This is a genomic window from Fodinicola feengrottensis, assembly GCF_010993775.1.
GTDB lineage: Bacteria > Actinomycetota > Actinomycetes > Mycobacteriales > HKI-0501 > Fodinicola > Fodinicola feengrottensis.
On the sequence record NZ_WOTO01000004.1, the window covers coordinates 83844 to 99762 of the forward strand.

The window sequence follows — 15919 nt, forward strand, 5'->3', positions numbered from 1 at the left end:
CGAGTGCGGGGTTTTGTCCCGCACTCGAGACCTGACCAGTTGTCCAGAAATGGGGAACTGTCCCCAACCGCACCACCGAAAACAAAGATCTACTGGGCCAGCATGTCCTGGGTGACACTCGACTCGGTGTCGGGAATGCCCATTTCGCTGGCGCGTTTGTCAGCGAGAGCAAGCAAACGCCTTATGCGACCGGCGACGGCGTCCTTGGTCAGTGGCGGATTCGCCAGTTGTCCCAGCTCCTCCAGGGAAGCCTGTTTGTGCGTCAATCTCAACCGGCCGGCCTCGATCAGGTGCATTGGAGCCTGACCACCGAGGATTTCCAGCGCCCGCTCGACTCGGGCACCGGCGGCGACCGCGGCGCGGGCGGAGCGGCGGAGGTTGGCATCATCGAAGTTGGCCAGCCGGTTGGCGGTCGCTCGGACTTCGCGGCGCATCCGGCGTTCTTCCCAGGCCAGTACGCTCGCGTGCGCGCCGATCCGGGTGAGCAGGGCGCCAATGGCGTCCCCGTCTCGTACGACCACGCGGTCGACGCCGCGCACTTCTCGGGCCTTCGCCGAGATACCTAATCGGCGCGCGGCGCCCACCAGCGCCAACGCCGCTTCCGGGCCCGGACAGGTGATCTCCAGCGACGCCGAGCGGCCCGGCTCGGTCAGTGAGCCATGCGCGAGGAAGGCACCTCGCCAGGCCGCTTCCGTGCAACAAAGACCCGCCGACACCACTTGCGGCGGCAGCCCTCTCACCGGCCGGCCGCGCAGATCGAGCAGACCAGTTTGGCGGGCCAACGCCTCGCCGTCCCGGCTCACCCGGACGATGTAGCGGCTCCCGCGCCGCAACCCGCCGGACGCCAGCACCTGGATCTCGCTGGAGTGCCCATAGACCTCGGTGATCTCCCGGCGTAGCCGCCGGGCCGCGGCGCCGGTGTCCAACTCGGCTTCCACGATGACCCTGCCGCCCACAATGTGCAGCCCGCCGGCGAACCGCAGCAACGCGGCCATCTCGGCTTTTCGGCAGCACGGCTTGGTAACGGTGAGCCGACTCAGTTCATCCTTGACCGCTGCTGTCATCGCCATGAGTCCACCGCCATCCTCTCGTACGCCCCATCCAGTGCCCCCCACAGAGCCGCCGCCAGCAAAGACTGGTCATGACGAGGTGTCCCATCGGCTGCCGCCACCGGCGCGTGGATCACGCGCGCCCCCATTGCCGCGGCGGCAGAGTCCAGTTTGGTTGTCACTTCTGAATTGGCCGGCGCCACGGACGGATCGGTGACGATCGCGTCGCATCGCAGCCCCGGCAGATGCTCGGCCAGCACGTCCACATGGGCCGCCGCCGTCATCCCCTCGGTCTCCCCAGGACCGGCTGCCAAATTGAGCACCAGCACCACTTTCGCCCGGGTCCGCGCCACCGCGGCCCCTATCCCGGGCACCAACAGGGGCGCCAGCACACTGGTGAACCACGAGCCAGGACCAATCACCACCGCGTCCGCGGCCTCGATCGCCTGGACCGCCGCCGGACAGGCCGGCACGTCTTCCGGATCGATCCAGAGCCGGCGAATCCGGCCTCTGGCGCGGACGAGTGCGGCCTGCCCACCGACCTTTTCGGCTCGGTCGGATCCCGCCGTCACTACCTCACCACCCAGCACCAACGGCCGTTCCGCGGCTGGCAACACCCGCCCCCGGGCGTCCAGCATCGCGGCGGCGGCGGCCAGCGCGGTCGGTGCGTCGCCGAGCTGTTCCAGCAGCCCGGCGAGGATCAGATTGCCCACAGCGTGCCCGGCCAACGGCCCGGTGCCGCCGAGGCGGTGTTCGAACAACGTCGCCGCGGTGACCGCGGTCGGACTGTCTCCAGCCAGCGCGACCAGCGATTTACGCAGGTCACCGGGTGGCAGGATGCCCAGCTCGGAGCGTACGCGACCCGAGGACGCACCGTCGTCGGCGACCGACACGACCGCGCTCAGGTCCAGCCGGCGACCCGGCTGGTCGAGGTGCTTCAGGGCTCGTACGGACGCGGCCAAGCCGTGGCCACCGCCGATCGCGACAACCCGCAGCTTCGGCGTCCGCCGTGGCTTGGCGACCTTTCCCGCGCGGGCCCGCACCCTGGTCACTCCCGCCCCAGATCGCGGTGAACCACCCGGACCGGCAGCTTGCTCTCTTCCAGCATCGCCCCGAGCCGCTCGGCGGTGGCGACGCTGCGGTGCTTGCCGCCCGTACAACCGACCGCCACGGTCAAATACTGCTTGCCCTCACCGGCGAAACCGTCGACGACATCGGTCAGCAGTGCCGCATATCGAGACAGGAACTGCGCGGCTCCCGGCTGCTTGAGCACGAAGTCGGCCACGTCCGGGTGCTGGCCGGTCAGCGGCCGCAGCTCCGGCACCCAGTGCGGGTTGGGCAGGAATCGCATGTCCACCAGGAAATCCGCGTCGCCGGGCACGCCGTACTTGAAGCCGAAAGAAAGCACGGTCGCCTTCAGCCGGTGCCACTCGTCGCCGAAGATCTCCTCGACCCGGTTCCGCAGCTGGTTCACATTCAGCTCGGTGGTGTCGATGATCAGGTCGGCCTCGCCGCGGGCGCTGGCGAGCAGCGCGCGCTCGGCGATGATGCCGTCAAAGAGCCGGCCATCGCCCTGCAACGGGTGCTTACGACGCACACTTTCATAACGGCGTACGAGCACATCGTCGTCGGCTTCCAGGAAAAGCACCCGCGGATGGAAGTCCCGGGCTCGCAGTTGCTGGATCGCCTCGGCGATGTCGGAAGAAAGGGCGCGGCTGCGTACGTCCAGCACGATCGCCGTTCGCCTCGCGGCGCCACCGGTTTGCTGCGCCAACTCCGCCATCGTGATGACGAGCGACTGGGGCAGGTTGTCGACCACGTAATATCCGACGTTTTCCAGCGCACGCGCCACCGTCGAGCGACCCGCGCCCGACAGTCCAGTCACGATGACCAGGTCCATCACCGACGGCACCGTGGACAGCCTGCTGTCACTCGACCTGAACTGCGCGGACCTCGCCTGCGCCGACGACCCACCGGTCACTGCTGCCCCTCCCCAGCGTCCGGCTCGAGCACTTCCCCCGTCGCCGCATCAAATGCGATCGCATCCCCCGCGGAGCGATTTTCCCCATAAGAGGAATCCGGCTCCCCAAGCCCGACACCGGCCGATTCCCCCGCCCGGTGACGAAGACTGTCCCACCGTAGCCGGCCCACCTTCGGCATTTGCCGCCACCCCACCAAGTGCGGTGTGTACGGCTTGTGCGGTATGTAAACCTATCCCCGGCACGTCGGTGATGTCCTGAACACTGGCCGCCCGCAGCTTTTTCAATGACCCGAAGTGTTTCAGCAGCGCCTTGCGCCGGGTTTCGCCGAGACCGGGCACGCTGTCCAACGCCGACGCCGTCATCCGCTTCGACCGCTTCTGCCGGTGATAGGTGATGGCGAACCGGTGCGCCTCATCCCTGACCCGCTGCAGCAGATAAAGACCTTCGCTCGTACGAGGCAAGATCACCGGGTAGTCCTCGCCCGGCAACCACACCTCCTCCAGCCGCTTCGCCAGCCCGCACAGCACCACATCGGTGATACCGAGCTCGCTGAGCACCGCGGCGGCCGACGACACCTGCGGAGCGCCACCGTCCACCACCAGCAGATTCGGTGCGTACGCGAACTTCTTCGGCTTTCCGGTCTCCGGGTCGATGCCCTCGCCGACCACACCGCTGGACGATTCCCGCTCGCTCAGATACCGAGCGAACCGGCGGCGCAACACCTCGGCCATCGCGGCCGTGTCGTCCGGTCCGCGCTCACCCTCGACGATGGTCCCTTCGCCGCGTACGGCGAACCGCCGGTATTCGGACTTACGCGGCACCCCGTCCTCGAAGACAACCATCGACCCGACCACGTCGGTGCCCTGCACGTGCGAGATGTCGTAGCACTCGATCCGCAGCGGCGCGTCGTCCAGGCCGAGCGCGTCGGCGATCTCGGCCAGCGCCTGCGAGCGTACGGTCAGATCGCCGGCTCGACGGAGTTTGTGCTGCGTGAGCGACTGGCCGGCGTTGCGCTGGACCGTCTCCATCAGCGCCCGCTTGTCCCCGCGCTGCGGCACCCGCAGGTCGACGCGGCTGCCGCGCAGGCCGGTCAGCCAACTGCTGAGCGCCTCGGCGTCCTCCGGGAGCTGTGGCACGAGCACCTCGCGGGGCACCGCTTCGCTGTCCTCGCCGCCGTAGATCTGCGTACAGAACTGTTCCACCAACTGCCCAGTGTCCACATCGGACACCTTCTCGGTGACCCAGCCGCGCTGGCCGCGCACCCGCCCGCCTCGTACGTGGAAGACCTGCACAGCGGCCTCCAGCGGATCCTCCGCGAACGCCACCACATCGGCGTCGGTGCCGTCGCCGAACACCACCGCCTGCTTCTCCAGCGCCCGCCGCAGCGCGCCGATGTCGTCCCGCAACCGGGCCGCCCGCTCGAAATCCAGGTCGTCGGACGCGGCCCGCATGTCCTTCTCCAACCGGCGGATCATCTGGTCCGTCTTGCCGGCCATGAAGTCGCAGAAGTCCTCGACGATCGCCCGGTGCTCCTCGGCGCTGACCCGGCCGACGCATGGTGCCGAACACTTGCCGATGTAGCCGAGCAGGCACGGCCGACCGATCTGGCCGGAGCGCTTGAAAACCGGCCGAGCAGGTCCGGGACGGGAACACCCGAAGTAACAGGTCCAGGGTTTCCCGAATCGCCCAAGCATGTGAATACGGGCCGAAATAACGCACGCCCTTGCGCTTGGGGCCGCGCATGACCAGCAGCCGCGGGTATTCCTCGTACAAGGTGACCGCGAGGCTCGGATAGCTCTTGTCGTCCCGATAGCGGACGTTGAAGCGCGGGTCGTATTCCTTGATCCAGGAATACTCCAGCTGCAGCGCCTCGACCTCGGTGCCCACCACCGTCCAGTCGACGCTCGCCGCGGTGGTGACCATCTGGTACGTCCGCGGGTGCAGCCCACCGGGATCCGCGAAATAGGAGTTCAGCCGCGACCGCAGGCTTTTGGCCTTGCCGACATAGACCACCCGGCCCGTCTGGTCACGGAATCGGTAAACGCCCGGCGACTCGGGGATGGTGCCCGTCGCGGGCCGGTACGTCGCTGGATCCGGCACGCCCACACCCTAGCTCGCCGCACCGACAGCGTGTCGGTGATGCCGGGCCGTACAAACCGCGGAAATCCCCTTGATGCCATCGGGCAGCATGGACTCATGGCATCGACAGCTCCGCGTCTTCCGGTCGGCACCCAGGTGGTGCTGCGCGACCTCGCGGCCGACCACAGTGGCCGGCCGGTCCAGCGCGGTGCCATCGGCCGGGTCGTCGGCGACCAACCGGACGGTTCGTACGCCGTGAAGCTGTCCGACGGTCGTACGCTCGGCGCCGCCCGCGACCAGCTGTCATTACGTCGCGCGTACCAGCAGGACCTCGCGGTGGGTCTGTACTCGGATCCGCACCAGCTCGTCAACGACCACACGATCTACGCCGTCGTCGTCGGATCGCGCGCTTTCGGTCTGTCGACAGACGCCTCCGACACGGACGTGCGTGGCGTCTACGTCGCGCCGACAGCGGATTTCTGGTCGCTAGCCAAGCCTCCGATGCACGTTGAGGGTCCCGAGGATGAGTGGTTCAGCTGGGAGGTCGAGAGCGGTTTTGTGAGCTGGCGTTGAAAGCCAATCCGAACGTCCTGGAGGTGCTCTGGTCGCCGCTGGTCCGCCGAGTCACGCCGGTCGGACAGGAATTGTTGGACATTCGGCAGGCTTTCCTGTCCCAGCTGGCTTATCAGACCTATCACGGCTACACGCTGAGCCAGTTCAAGAAACTCGAGGCAGACCTGCGCCAGCGCGGCGAGCCGAAATGGAAGCACGTCATGCACCTGCTGCGCCTGCTGCTGTCGGCGCGAACACTGTTGCGTACGGGCGAGCTCGCTATCGACGTCGGCGACCAGCGGGACGCCTTGCTGGCCGTGCGACGCGGCGAACGGTCGTGGGAGGAAGTCGAGCGGTGGCGGTTGTCGCTGCACCGCGACCTGGACGACGCCATGGACGGCACCCCGCTGCCGGCCGTGCCCAACATCGCGCGCGTCGACGGGTGGCTCCGGGACGTACGCCTGCGCGGAGTGCCGCGATGACCCGGGACATGCGCGCGAGCTCTCGATGCCGGAGCTGCGGGACGTGGTAGCCGAGCAGCCGTACGAGCTGCTGTTCGTCACCGTGTCCGGTGCGCACCTCTACGGTTTTCCGTCCGTCGACTCGGATGTCGATCTACGGGGCGTCCACGTCCTGCCGCTCTCCGACGTCGTCGGGTTGCGCGGCGGCCCGGAAACCATCGATCGGATGTGGACTCGGGCCGGCGCCGAAATCGACCTGGTGACCCATGACGCGGGCAAGTTCTTCCGGCGGCTGCTGTTGCGGCGCAACGGATATGTGCTGGAGCAGCTGCTGTCCCCGCTGGTCGTGACCACCGGCCCGGTGCACGCCGAGCTGGTCGACCTGGCGCCTTCGTTGCTGACCAGGCACCACGCCCACCATTACCGCGGTTTCGGCCGCGGTCAATGGCGGCTTTTTCAGCAGGGCAACGACCTCAAGCCGCTGCTCTACACGTTTCGCGTCCTGCTGACCGGCATCCACCTGCTGCGTTCTGGTGAGAGGTCGTCGCGCACCTGCCCACGCTGGTCGATCTCGTCGACGCGCCCGCGTACTTGCCGGACCTGATCGCCACCAAAGCTGGTGCCGAACACTCCACTGTGGACGGTGATTTCGAGGCGGACATCGCTGGTCTTTTCCAAGTGCTGGACGACACGGAGCAGGACAGCGAGCTGCCCGACTCCCCGACCGCCGAGCCCGCCCTGCATGACCTGCTCGTACGACTCCGGACGCGCGGCCTAACTTTTCTTTAGCGCACCGGTAATTCCGTGCATTGCGGCGGACATCCGCTCAACATACCCTTCCGGCTCGCCGAAATGGATGGCCAGGTGTTCGGCTCCGGCGGCCGCGAAGCCGACCGCCGCGGAAATCAGGTCGTCCAGGCTCGTGTCCCAGGCCGTACGCGTGCCAACCGCAATCGGCCGATCGGTCTGCTGCTTGAGGAATGCGACCCGTTCGGCGAATTTCGGGGCGTCGATGCCAAATCCCTGCCAGCTGTCGGCCAGCCGAGCCACCCGCCGGAGCGCCCCGTCGGACGTACCACCCACCATGATCGGCACTGGATGATCCGGCCGCGGCTCGAAGAACCCGTCTTCGAAACCATAAAAAGTGCCTTCGAACGGGCCTGCACCAGCCGCGAAAAGGTGCCTTAGCAGCGCGACGGCCTCGTCCGTACGGGCCGCCCGCGTGCCGAAATCGGACCGCAGCGCGGTGAACTCCGACTCCTCCCAGCCGATCCCGACGCCGAGCGTGACCCGGCCTTCGGACAGCCGGTCGATGGTCGCGACCTGTTTCGCGACCAGGAACGGATCGCGCAGCGGAAGAATCAACACCGAGGTGCCGAGCCGGATATTCGTGGTCGTACCGGCCAGATGCCCGAGCGTGACCAGCGGCTCGTACACGCCGCCATAGGTCATCCCGTACGGACCGGGCGGCAGCACGTGATCCGGCAGCCACGCGGTGTGATAGCCGAGCGCGTCGGCCGCCCGGGTGATTTCCCTGCAGCTGCAGCGTCCGCCGCCCCATCCCGACCGATTCATTCGGTAACACCACTTGCAGTTGCATTCTGCCGAATCTAACGAAACGGCGCCGGTTTGTCTGGTTCCGGCGCCGTTTCGTACGCGACTAGCCGTTAACGGTCACCGTGGTCGTGGCGGTGACCCCACCGCTGGTGACCGAGATCGTGGCCGTACCAGCGTGCCGGCCGGTGACCACCCCGGTCCGCTCGTCCACCGAGGCGATCCATGACGCCGACGACGACCAGACGTGCGAGGCCGGATCGGCGATCGGCAACGTCAGCGGCGGCAGGTTGTCGCCGCCCACGGCCGTGCCGGTCGCGCTCAGCCGCAGCGTCTTGCGTACGGCCAGCGGCCCGGTCGGCGCCGTCACCGCGATCTGCGACAGCACCGGCTCGACGCTGAACTGGATGGTCCCGGACGGCGAGGTGTGCAGCAGGCCGAAATGATAGAAACCGCCCTGGTTGGACGGCGCGTACGCCGGCATGCCGAGGTCCGCGAAGGTCAGCTGCGGAACCCCACCGTGCGCGACATCGGTGGCATTTCCGTCCGGGTCAAGGATTTGCTCGGAGAAGCCGCGGGCATGCCCGTACACCATCACCACGTTTTTGCCCGGGTGCGTTTGGATGTAGCGCTGCACCAGGCGGACGTATTCGCGAGCCTCCCAGCTGCGGCTGAACTGGCTGTCCTTGGCCTCATGCGGGTCGTACGCCGGAGTGTGCGTGACGACCACGATCGCTTTGGCCTTGGAGGTGGTCAACTGCTGGACCAGCCAGGGAAACTGCGGCTCGTTCGGCACCTGGAACGGATCCGATTTCTGGATGCCGATGTGCGAGCTGTCGGTGACGATCACCTGCGCGCTTCCCTGCTGGTACGCGTAATGCGTGTCGCCGAAGACCTTGGTGAAGTTCTGGTTCTCCGGCACCGCGCCCTGGGTGATCTCGTGGTTGCCGACCGCGTCGCGATACGGGACGCCGATCGCCTGCATTTTTGCTGTTGGCGTACTGCAAATTCGGCAGGTCACCGTTGTCGGACATGTCTCCGAGGAACTGCGCCATCGCCGGTTTGGCGTTCGCCGGCAGCCGCGGCACCCGCTGGGCAATCGCCGCCATCACGTTGGCACTGGCCGAATTCGGGGTAGACGCCAGCATATGCGCGTCGTCACCGGTCAGAATCGTGGTGCCATCGTGGGAGAAGTCGCCCGCGTTCTCCTCGAACCGCAGCCAAGACGGGTTATTTGGCACCGCCACGTACGGCGGCGTCACGATCGGCCGCGGTGAATAGAGTGCGTCCAGGCCGCCGACGGTGAGCGTGCCGCTGTACGGCTCGTCGGCCTGCGCGATCTGCAGGAAATCAAGGAAGTTCACGCTGATCGGCGCCGGCATGGTGCTCGGCACTGGAATGTTGACCCGTTTCCAGCCGGTAAAGGTGATGAAAGTCGGATAGAGGGTGGCCGACGTACCATCCGCGCCGACCAGTTTCGCGGCAAGTCAATGCCCTTGCCGTCGCCCTTCACCCACACACCGATCGACGTGGGAGCCCGGCCGTTCGCGTCGGCCGGCGCGCTCAGCGTCACTTTCGGGCTCAGCACCAGCTGTTTCACGCCAGGAGACCGCGGAATCGAATAGGCCACCTGCATCGAGCCGACCGCCGACGAACCGGGCGGCACATCGCCGGGAGCGTTCGTGAAAGTGGCGTCCGCGGTCGTGGTGTTGCGCAGGCTCCACGCGCTCGCGTCGGCGGTGTCGGCGATGTGGTGCGACTCGCCGCCAACCGCCACACTCGCGGTCGCGGTCTTCCCACCAAGAGTCGCCGTCACGGTCGCCATTCCGCCGTCAGCGGCTCCGGCCGTCAAGACGCCGTGGGCGTCGATCGTGCCAAGATTTGCCGGTGTCACGGCCCATTTCGCCGCCTCGGCCGGCACCTGCACGTCGGTGGAGCCGCTCTTGCCGGACAACGTGAAGGTGACCTTGTCGCCATTCGCGATCCGGTCCGGTGCGGGCGGCGAAACCGCCAGCGAGCTGAGACTGTCGGTGACCCTTACCGTCTGCACGCTGGTGGCATATCCGTTCCGGGCAACGATCACCGCGGTGCCGGCACTGTGCGCTGTCAACGTGCCGTTTTCGTACGAGGCAATCCAAGACGGGACGACGGTGACATCGTTCGTACCGGTGGCAGGGTTTCCGGCACTGTCCGTCGCGTACACCTTGAGTGGCACGGACGCGTTGGGCACGGTGACCACCGGCTTGCCACCGTTGATGACGACCTGCCGGGCCTGGCTGGCCGACTTCTCGGTCGTGTACACGAAAATGCCGTTCGCGACATTGCGCTCGTGACCGTCGGATGGATTGTTCATGATCGCCGGAGTGGTCTCGCCGGGCCGCCGGGCGATCATTTCGCTGGAGCCGCCGCCATCGAACAGGATCGCCGAATCCACGCCGTGGGCGACAAAATAGCCGGCCGCCACGGTCGGCGTGACGCCCACTGCCTGGTTGTCCGCGCCGCGCCCGTCGATGACCACGACCAGCGCGTGCTTGCCGTCCTTGCTCAGGCCAACCGCGGTTTCCGGGTTACGGGTGGGATTGTTGCCGCCCGGTGGTTCGCCAGTCGGGTCGACATACGCCTTGCCGTCTTTGACCAGCTGAGTCGCGCCGCTGATCAGACCGGTCAAGTCGTTGTCCGGCGCGATTTTCTGGCTGACCGTCAGCTTGTCGCCAGCCTTCACGGTTGCCGCCAACCAGTCGCCGCCGGCGCCAGCACCCGCGAGCCCCTGCTGGTCGGCGGTCAGCGCCGGCAACACCTTCAGGCCGGTTTGTACGCTGTCGACCACAAAACCGGACGTGTCGCCATGCCCCACGACCAATGTGGACGGTGGCAGGCTGGTGGTGCCCGGCGCACGGTCGGTGAGCCCGAGACCGTTGGTCACCCGGGTGATCCCGCCACCGATCAGATCGCCAACCACGTTGATGGACGTGACCGCGTGCGTGTTCGTACCGTCGGTAACCGTCGCCGTGTAGGCCTGCGGGCCAATCACCATTGAGCCATCCGGCCGTACGCCCAACTGCGCGTTGTAGTTCGGCCGCGGGCTTTTCACGATGTTGCCGTCGCGGATCAGCGCGCCGCGGGGCGCGCCACTCGCGTTGATGTCGAAGTAGTCGCCGTTGACGCCGGCGATCGCGTGCGTACGCGCAGCCATCGAGCTGATCGTCTCGTTGGCCGGGTCGGTGATCCGGTCATCGTTCGCGACCATGCCGATGTGCACATTCGGGTCCGCGAGGTTCACGTCCAGCACCTGGCTGCGCTGCCGGCCGTCGTCGATGGTGTCGTACGTTTCGCCGTACTGCTCGACGCCCTTGGTGATCGTGGTGCTGGGCGTCCGGCTCTGGTCGACGACCAGCTGCCAGCCGGGCGGGGTTTTCGGCAGCCAGCTCCGGTCGGAAGCGGTGGCGGTTTGCGCGCTCGCCGGCACGGCGACCAGAAGGCTCGCTACTACGAGTGCCGACGCGGTCGCCACTCGTAGGGTCAAACGGGATCGAGCGGACAACTCGTACTCCTCCGGTTGAGCTGGGCAAACGCCGGTCGACAGCTCAACACCCTAGGGCGTCCAGGAGGTTTCTGACTACATAACAGACGGCCACCGTAAGGTAATTACATGACCTGATGCGGTCTGGATTACTGTGGCAGTGTCAAAAGTCCGGCGACGACTTCGTCCAGCCGCTCGGCCACCACGTCCGGAGTGTCCACAATGGGCGGGACCCGGCCTTCGAGCCTGGTCACGAACCCGGTGGTCAGGCCGGCCCGGCCAGCGCCGTGGGTGTCCCACGAATGCGCCGCGACCAGAGCCGCCTGGTGCGGCTGGACGCCAGCGGTCGCACACGCGTACAGATAGGCCGGCCGCGGCGGCTTCCACGTGTGCACGTCAGCCGACGACATCACGCCGGTGAACCGCTCGTACACGCCGGCCTTGCGCAGCGCGCTGGCCACCACCTCGGTCTGGCCATGGGTGAACGCCCTCGCTCGTACGCCCGCGTCCGCCAGCAGGTCAAGCGCTGGGGTCACGTCCTTATGGATCGGCAGCTCGGCGAAACCGCTCACCACGTACTCGATCTGGTCGTCCTCGAGCACCCACCCGCTGGCCTGCGCCAACGCCGAGCGCGCGACCGCACCGAAGGTCTCGTACGTGCCGGCCAGGGTCAACGCCATGCCATCTCGGAGCGTACGAGCGAAGAACAGCTCCAGCAGGTGCGCCGGCTGACCCACCTCCACGATCCGGTCACGCAACGGTTCGAGAGAGAGCAGAGTTTCGAAGACGTCGAAGAACACGACCTTCGGCCGCTTCTTGGCAGATTCCACAGCTACGGAGCGTACTCCTTCATCGATCAAGCCGTCTCTCTTCGGAGTATGCACAGAGCGTCGCCACGCGGTAGCAGATTCGGCTACCCTTATTCACCATGACGGGGCATTTTAAGCGACTTGTCCGGATCGTTGCTGTCGTAGCGCTGGCCGGCCTGGCGTTGGGAGCCGCAACCGCCTGCGGGAAACCCACCCAGCCCGGCGGCCTCCCGCCCGCTCCCAGCACCAGCTCGGGCGGCAACCCCACCCCCAGCACCTCACCTAGCCCGTCCCTCACTCCCCCCGTAGCCGTCACCACCGGCACCGCGGAAGAACAAATCGACGCGCAAACCAGATCGTTCATCACGAAGGCACTTCCGCAGGCATATGTCGCACCGGCTAGCCGTCGGCGAGGTTTGCTCGAACCCGTCGCCATGGAACCGGCAATCGGCATCTACCTCAACCAAATGTCCGCACTTGATCAACAGAATCAAGAACAACGAGTCGAAGAGCAAATCATTAGCCTTACGATCCAACGCAGCGGATCGACAGCCCTTGCGAATACGTGTGTGGACTCGACTAAGGGCGGACTTTTCGACAAGAAGACAAATCGGCAACTGACACGCGGTGTCCCACGGGAGGTCCTTCTCTTCACGCTGAGTCCGAGAAGAACGTCTGGAAGGTCAGCGGAACATCTGCCAAGGGCCAAAAATGCTGAGATTCCTGACGGCAGGCACTCTAGTCTTGATATTAATCAGTCACGCTTCGAATATTCACCGCCGTGATCCGCCACCGCAACCACCTCGCGTTGTCACAGGTGGCCAAGGAGCATTCGTCAATACTGACGAGCGCCTCCCAGGCCGACAAAATGACTCACACAGTCAAGCTGCCAGACAAAGCGGCAATAACGGAGCGACGACCCCCGCATATGTTTCGCCGTTTTGTCGGGTGACGGATATTGGGGGGGAATCCGGAAGAGCAGAAGCGGCTGGACGTGAACTGTGGCGATCCAGCGACCGGTGGTCGGGGGCCTTTGATCAGCACTGCCGGGCTGGCGCAGGAAGTGGCGAACCAGCTGCCGATCCCCAGGCCGGACCTGCAGATCCGGCCCTTCACGACGTACGCCGACGGTATGAGGGGCGGCCTGACCGGCGCGCCGATGTGGCTGTGGATCGGTACGACGTGGAAGCCGCTCACCCAGCACACCACGCTCGGCCAGATCTGGGTCACTGTCGTGGCCACGCCAACAAAATCCAGCTGGTCTTTCGGCGACGGCACGGCGATTTCCTGTCAGGGGAGAGGCACCCCGCTCACCGACCCGTCCCAGGGTCTACGCGGCTCGCCCACTTGCGGGCACACGTACAAATCGACCTCAGCGGCCTTCAAAATCACCGCGACCGTCACGTGGACCATCTCGTGGACCGGCTCCGGTAACACCGGCGGCATCTTGGACCCGCTGAACCTCACCAACAACACGCTCTACACGGTCAAGCAGGCCCGTTCCCAACTTGTCGCCCCCTGACATAAGCATGGAGAGTATGCTTATGTCTATTGGAGGTGGCCGCCATGACCGTCAACGAGCTCGGAGCCGCTCTCCGCGCCTGGCGTGACCGGCTGTCGCCGGCCGAGGCTGGACTCAAAGCAGAGCCACGCCGGCGTACGCCCGGGCTGCGGCGCGACGAGGTCGCGCGGCTGGCCGGGATCTCCGTGGACTATGTCGTTCTGCTGGAGCAGGGACGCGCGGCGACGCCATCGCCGCAGGTGTTGACCACGTTGGCGAGAGCACTTCGGTTGTCGGACCCGGAGCGGGCGCATCTGTTCCGGCTGGCCGGGCGAGCCCTGCCGGCCGCACTCCCCAGCGTCCTGCCACCGTCCGTACGACGGCTCCTCGACCACATCGACGCAGCGGTCGCGGTTTTCAACGCGAGGTGGGATCCAATGGCCACCAACGCCGGCTGGACGGACCTGTTGGGGGATCCACTGGCTCGCGCTGAGCAGGAGCGCAACATCGCCTGGCGGCATTTCGCCGGCCTGCCGAGCAGAATCGTGCGGACCAGCAAAGAAGAATCCGGCTTCGAGGAAGCGCTGGTTGCCGATCTCCGACGCAGTTATGGAAAGTATCCACATGACCAGGAACTCGCGGCCCTGGTGGCACGACTCAACGACAGCAGCGAGAGATTCCAGGACCTGTGGAGGGCGCAGCGAGTCGCCGCGTATTACGGCGAGCGAAAGACGATCGGCATCGACGATTACCACTGTGACATTCTGCCGATCGAGTTAGGTGACGTACGGGTCGTCATCTACACACCCGTGAAGGTGGTAAATGCTTTACCAGCCTCAGGGGGACTGCCAGTCGCGGATCTCGCGTTAGTACCGACAAGATCCCCACGCGAGTCATAGGAGTCCACGATGTCCGAGACCTTCGTTCTCGTTCCCGAATTCCGAGAAATCGACGGTTTGCGCATTCGCTACGCGGAAAGCGGCCGCGGCGCCAGCCGAACCTTCCTGCTCACCAACCCGTGGCCGGAAAGCCTTTACGCCTTCCATCCGATCTGGAACCAGTTGGCGCAGGACGCCCATGTGGTGGCGATCGACCTGCCCGGCTTCGGCCAGTCCGAGCGACGCGCGGAGCTGTATTCACCGCAGGCGATGGGTCGCTTCCTGATTTCCGTGGTCGACAGTTTTGGTCTTGTCAAGCCACATCTGGTCGGCCCTGATGTCGGTACGAGTGCGAGCCTTTTCGCCGAGCTGGCGCGGCCCGGCACGTTCGCGACGATCACGATCGGCAGCGGCGGCGCATCCGTACCACTGAATGTCACCGGAATTCTCAAAGACATCATCGAGGCGCCGGACCTCGACGGCCTGCGAGCGCAGGATTCTCGGGCAATCCTGAGTCCCGCGCTCGACGCGATCGAGCCTCGGTTGCCGGCGGAGATTCGTGAGGACTACCTGCTCTCGTACGAGGGCGACGGGTTCGTCGAATCGTCCGCCTTCGTTCGGCGATACGCTGCCGAGCTGCCGATTCTGGCCAGCAAGCTATCCGAAATCAGCACCCCGGTGCAGATCATCTCCGGCCGGAAAGACCCCGTTGTTCCGCCCGAGAACGGCGAATTCCTGGCCGCCAGACTGCCGAACGCGGTCGCACGGCTGGTCGACAGTGGTCATTTCGTCTGGGAGGAAGCATCGCAGGAGTACGGAAAACTGGTCACCAGTTGGGCCGACGAGCACCCCGCCGAATAGCGGATCAGTGGCCGGTGTCCAACCGGGCACCGGCGGCTCGCTGGGTCCGCTGTCTCGCCCGGGACGCTCGAAGATTCACCGCGTTGGCACAAATCCGCGCATTGTGCCACACCGCGCTGTTGTTGCGCGACCGATCGTAGAACGCCACCTGACACGGATCGTTCCGGCAGATTTTGAGCCTTCGCCACGTATCCAACCGCTGCGCCACGAAAATCTCCAACAGCACAAGAGAAGCGACCCGCCGCCAACCCTCGCCACGCGGCTCCAGCGTCACCTCGCCGCCCGCTTCCATCCGGGCCGCGAGCGCCACTGAGCCAACAGCAGGTACGTCCGTGTTGTGCTCGAGGACCGCCCGTACGGTCGCCCGAAAATCCCGCAGCTTCGCGGCGTCGCCAGCCCGCAGAGCGATCCGCTCAGCCAGCGCGCCAGCCAGCCAGCGCTGCGCGTCTTCGTCCGTCGCCAACAGGTCCGCCGAAGACCCCGGCCGCACCGGCCGGGTGTTGAGCAACTCCTGCACGAACACCAGCCCGCGAGGCGCGTACCCCAGCCCATACCGATCGTTCGCCACCCACGTCACATCCACCATTGTACGCAAGCATGACACCTACGCCTCTGTCGCAAGCCGGCCGCACCACGAACTCGACGTTTTCGTCCTCATCGTCGGCGTGTTGAC

Annotated in this window: 16 protein-coding genes and 1 pseudogene; 8 read left to right on the forward strand and 9 right to left on the reverse strand. The window is 66.1% G+C overall.

Features of this window, described 5'->3' with window-relative positions; all coding sequences use genetic code 11:
* Window positions 1–89: 89 nt before the first annotated feature.
* The 4 genes and pseudogenes from whiA to uvrC form a co-directional block, all read right to left on the reverse strand.
* A complete protein-coding gene (gene whiA, locus GNX96_RS04650) occupies window positions 90–1070 on the reverse strand; it encodes a DNA-binding protein WhiA (RefSeq protein ID WP_163567152.1) in 981 nt (326 codons plus the stop codon).
* Entirely contained in the window at window positions 1061–2101 is a 1041-nt protein-coding gene (locus GNX96_RS04655) for a gluconeogenesis factor YvcK family protein (RefSeq protein ID WP_279579350.1), read from the reverse strand. Before GNX96_RS04655 ends, whiA begins: the two co-directional genes overlap by 10 nt.
* On the reverse strand, window positions 2098–2949 hold the full coding sequence (rapZ, locus tag GNX96_RS04660) for an RNase adapter RapZ (protein WP_163567253.1): 852 nt from the start codon (window positions 2947–2949) through the stop codon (window positions 2098–2100). Before rapZ ends, GNX96_RS04655 begins: the two co-directional genes overlap by 4 nt.
* Before the next feature lie 129 nt (window positions 2950–3078).
* Window positions 3079–5131, reverse strand: a pseudogene (gene uvrC, locus GNX96_RS04665) (excinuclease ABC subunit UvrC).
* A gap of 39 nt (window positions 5132–5170) precedes the next feature.
* Between uvrC and GNX96_RS48780 the strand changes: the two are divergent.
* The 4 genes from GNX96_RS48780 to GNX96_RS48790 are packed head-to-tail and all read left to right on the forward strand — an operon-like array spanning window position 5171 to window position 6912.
* Window positions 5171–5683 (forward strand): DNA polymerase beta superfamily protein, encoded by a 513-nt coding sequence (locus GNX96_RS48780; protein ID WP_279579351.1) that lies wholly within the window; start codon window positions 5171–5173, stop codon window positions 5681–5683.
* Complete coding sequence (locus GNX96_RS48785; protein WP_279579352.1) at window positions 5680–6144, forward strand: nucleotidyltransferase domain-containing protein; 465 nt, start codon at window positions 5680–5682, stop codon at window positions 6142–6144. Before GNX96_RS48780 ends, GNX96_RS48785 begins: the two co-directional genes overlap by 4 nt.
* 25 nt (window positions 6145–6169) lie before the next feature.
* Window positions 6170–6727, forward strand: coding sequence for a nucleotidyltransferase domain-containing protein (locus GNX96_RS04675; RefSeq protein WP_279579353.1), 558 nt, complete (start codon window positions 6170–6172; stop codon window positions 6725–6727).
* Window positions 6715–6912, forward strand: a complete 198-nt coding sequence (locus GNX96_RS48790; protein WP_279579354.1) for a hypothetical protein — start codon at window positions 6715–6717, stop codon at window positions 6910–6912. Before GNX96_RS04675 ends, GNX96_RS48790 begins: the two co-directional genes overlap by 13 nt.
* On the opposite strand, the gene GNX96_RS04680 is transcribed toward GNX96_RS48790, so the two are convergent.
* The gene (locus tag GNX96_RS04680) at window positions 6898–7698 is read right to left on the reverse strand and encodes a TIGR03619 family F420-dependent LLM class oxidoreductase (protein WP_279579355.1); all 801 of its coding nucleotides are present in this window, start codon (window positions 7696–7698) and stop codon (window positions 6898–6900) included. The genes GNX96_RS48790 and GNX96_RS04680 overlap by 15 nt on opposite strands.
* A gap of 85 nt (window positions 7699–7783) precedes the next feature.
* A complete protein-coding gene (locus GNX96_RS04685; RefSeq protein ID WP_163567153.1) occupies window positions 7784–8662 on the reverse strand; it encodes a metallophosphoesterase family protein in 879 nt (292 codons plus the stop codon).
* A 47-nt stretch (window positions 8663–8709) separates the two neighbouring features.
* Between GNX96_RS04685 and GNX96_RS04690 the strand changes: the two genes are divergently transcribed.
* Window positions 8710–8958, forward strand: coding sequence for a hypothetical protein (locus GNX96_RS04690; protein WP_163567154.1), 249 nt, complete (start codon window positions 8710–8712; stop codon window positions 8956–8958).
* 79 nt (window positions 8959–9037) lie between these two features.
* On the opposite strand, the gene GNX96_RS04695 is transcribed toward GNX96_RS04690, so the two are convergent.
* Together GNX96_RS04695 and GNX96_RS04700 are read right to left on the reverse strand one after the other, a co-directional pair.
* Window positions 9038–11218 (reverse strand): phosphodiester glycosidase family protein, encoded by a 2181-nt coding sequence (locus GNX96_RS04695; protein ID WP_163567155.1) that lies wholly within the window; start codon window positions 11216–11218, stop codon window positions 9038–9040.
* Window positions 11219–11346: 128 nt separating this feature from the next.
* Window positions 11347–11997 carry an HAD family hydrolase gene (locus tag GNX96_RS04700; protein WP_279579356.1) on the reverse strand — a complete coding sequence of 217 codons (651 nt, stop codon included), beginning with the start codon at window positions 11995–11997 and terminating at the stop codon, window positions 11347–11349.
* A gap of 1042 nt (window positions 11998–13039) precedes the next feature.
* On the opposite strand from GNX96_RS04700, the gene GNX96_RS04705 reads away from it, so the two are divergent.
* From GNX96_RS04705 to GNX96_RS04715, 3 genes are read left to right on the forward strand one after another with little or no spacing between them, the layout of a single operon-like run.
* Window positions 13040–13528, forward strand: coding sequence for a hypothetical protein (locus GNX96_RS04705; RefSeq protein ID WP_163567156.1), 489 nt, complete (start codon window positions 13040–13042; stop codon window positions 13526–13528).
* A gap of 44 nt (window positions 13529–13572) precedes the next feature.
* On the forward strand, window positions 13573–14406 hold the full coding sequence (locus GNX96_RS04710; protein WP_163567157.1) for a helix-turn-helix transcriptional regulator: 834 nt from the start codon (window positions 13573–13575) through the stop codon (window positions 14404–14406).
* Window positions 14407–14415: 9 nt separating this feature from the next.
* Window positions 14416–15246, forward strand: a complete 831-nt coding sequence (locus GNX96_RS04715; protein ID WP_163567158.1) for an alpha/beta fold hydrolase — start codon at window positions 14416–14418, stop codon at window positions 15244–15246.
* Window positions 15247–15250: 4 nt separating this feature from the next.
* Here the strand turns inward: GNX96_RS04715 and GNX96_RS04720 are convergent, their stop codons facing one another.
* Complete coding sequence (locus tag GNX96_RS04720; RefSeq protein ID WP_279579357.1) at window positions 15251–15814, reverse strand: CGNR zinc finger domain-containing protein; 564 nt, start codon at window positions 15812–15814, stop codon at window positions 15251–15253.
* Window positions 15815–15919: the final 105 nt, after the last annotated feature.

What these genes read in the sequence shown, in the direction of transcription:
- GNX96_RS04690 (WP_163567154.1), top strand. Translation starts at nt 8,710, where the DNA reads ATGTCTCCGAGGAACTGCGCCATCGCCGGTTTGGCGTTCGCCGGCAGC.
- GNX96_RS04685 (WP_163567153.1), bottom strand. Translation starts at nt 8,662, where the DNA reads ATGCAGGCGATCGGCGTCCCGTATCGCGACGCGGTCGGCAACCACGAG.
- GNX96_RS04710 (WP_163567157.1), top strand. Translation starts at nt 13,573, where the DNA reads ATGACCGTCAACGAGCTCGGAGCCGCTCTCCGCGCCTGGCGTGACCGG.
- whiA (WP_163567152.1), bottom strand. Translation starts at nt 1,070, where the DNA reads ATGGCGATGACAGCAGCGGTCAAGGATGAACTGAGTCGGCTCACCGTT.
- GNX96_RS48780 (WP_279579351.1), top strand. Translation starts at nt 5,171, where the DNA reads ATGCCGGGCCGTACAAACCGCGGAAATCCCCTTGATGCCATCGGGCAG.
- GNX96_RS04675 (WP_279579353.1), top strand. Translation starts at nt 6,170, where the DNA reads ATGCCGGAGCTGCGGGACGTGGTAGCCGAGCAGCCGTACGAGCTGCTG.
- rapZ (WP_163567253.1), bottom strand. Translation starts at nt 2,949, where the DNA reads ATGGACCTGGTCATCGTGACTGGACTGTCGGGCGCGGGTCGCTCGACG.
- GNX96_RS04715 (WP_163567158.1), top strand. Translation starts at nt 14,416, where the DNA reads ATGTCCGAGACCTTCGTTCTCGTTCCCGAATTCCGAGAAATCGACGGT.
- GNX96_RS04680 (WP_279579355.1), bottom strand. Translation starts at nt 7,698, where the DNA reads ATGAATCGGTCGGGATGGGGCGGCGGACGCTGCAGCTGCAGGGAAATC.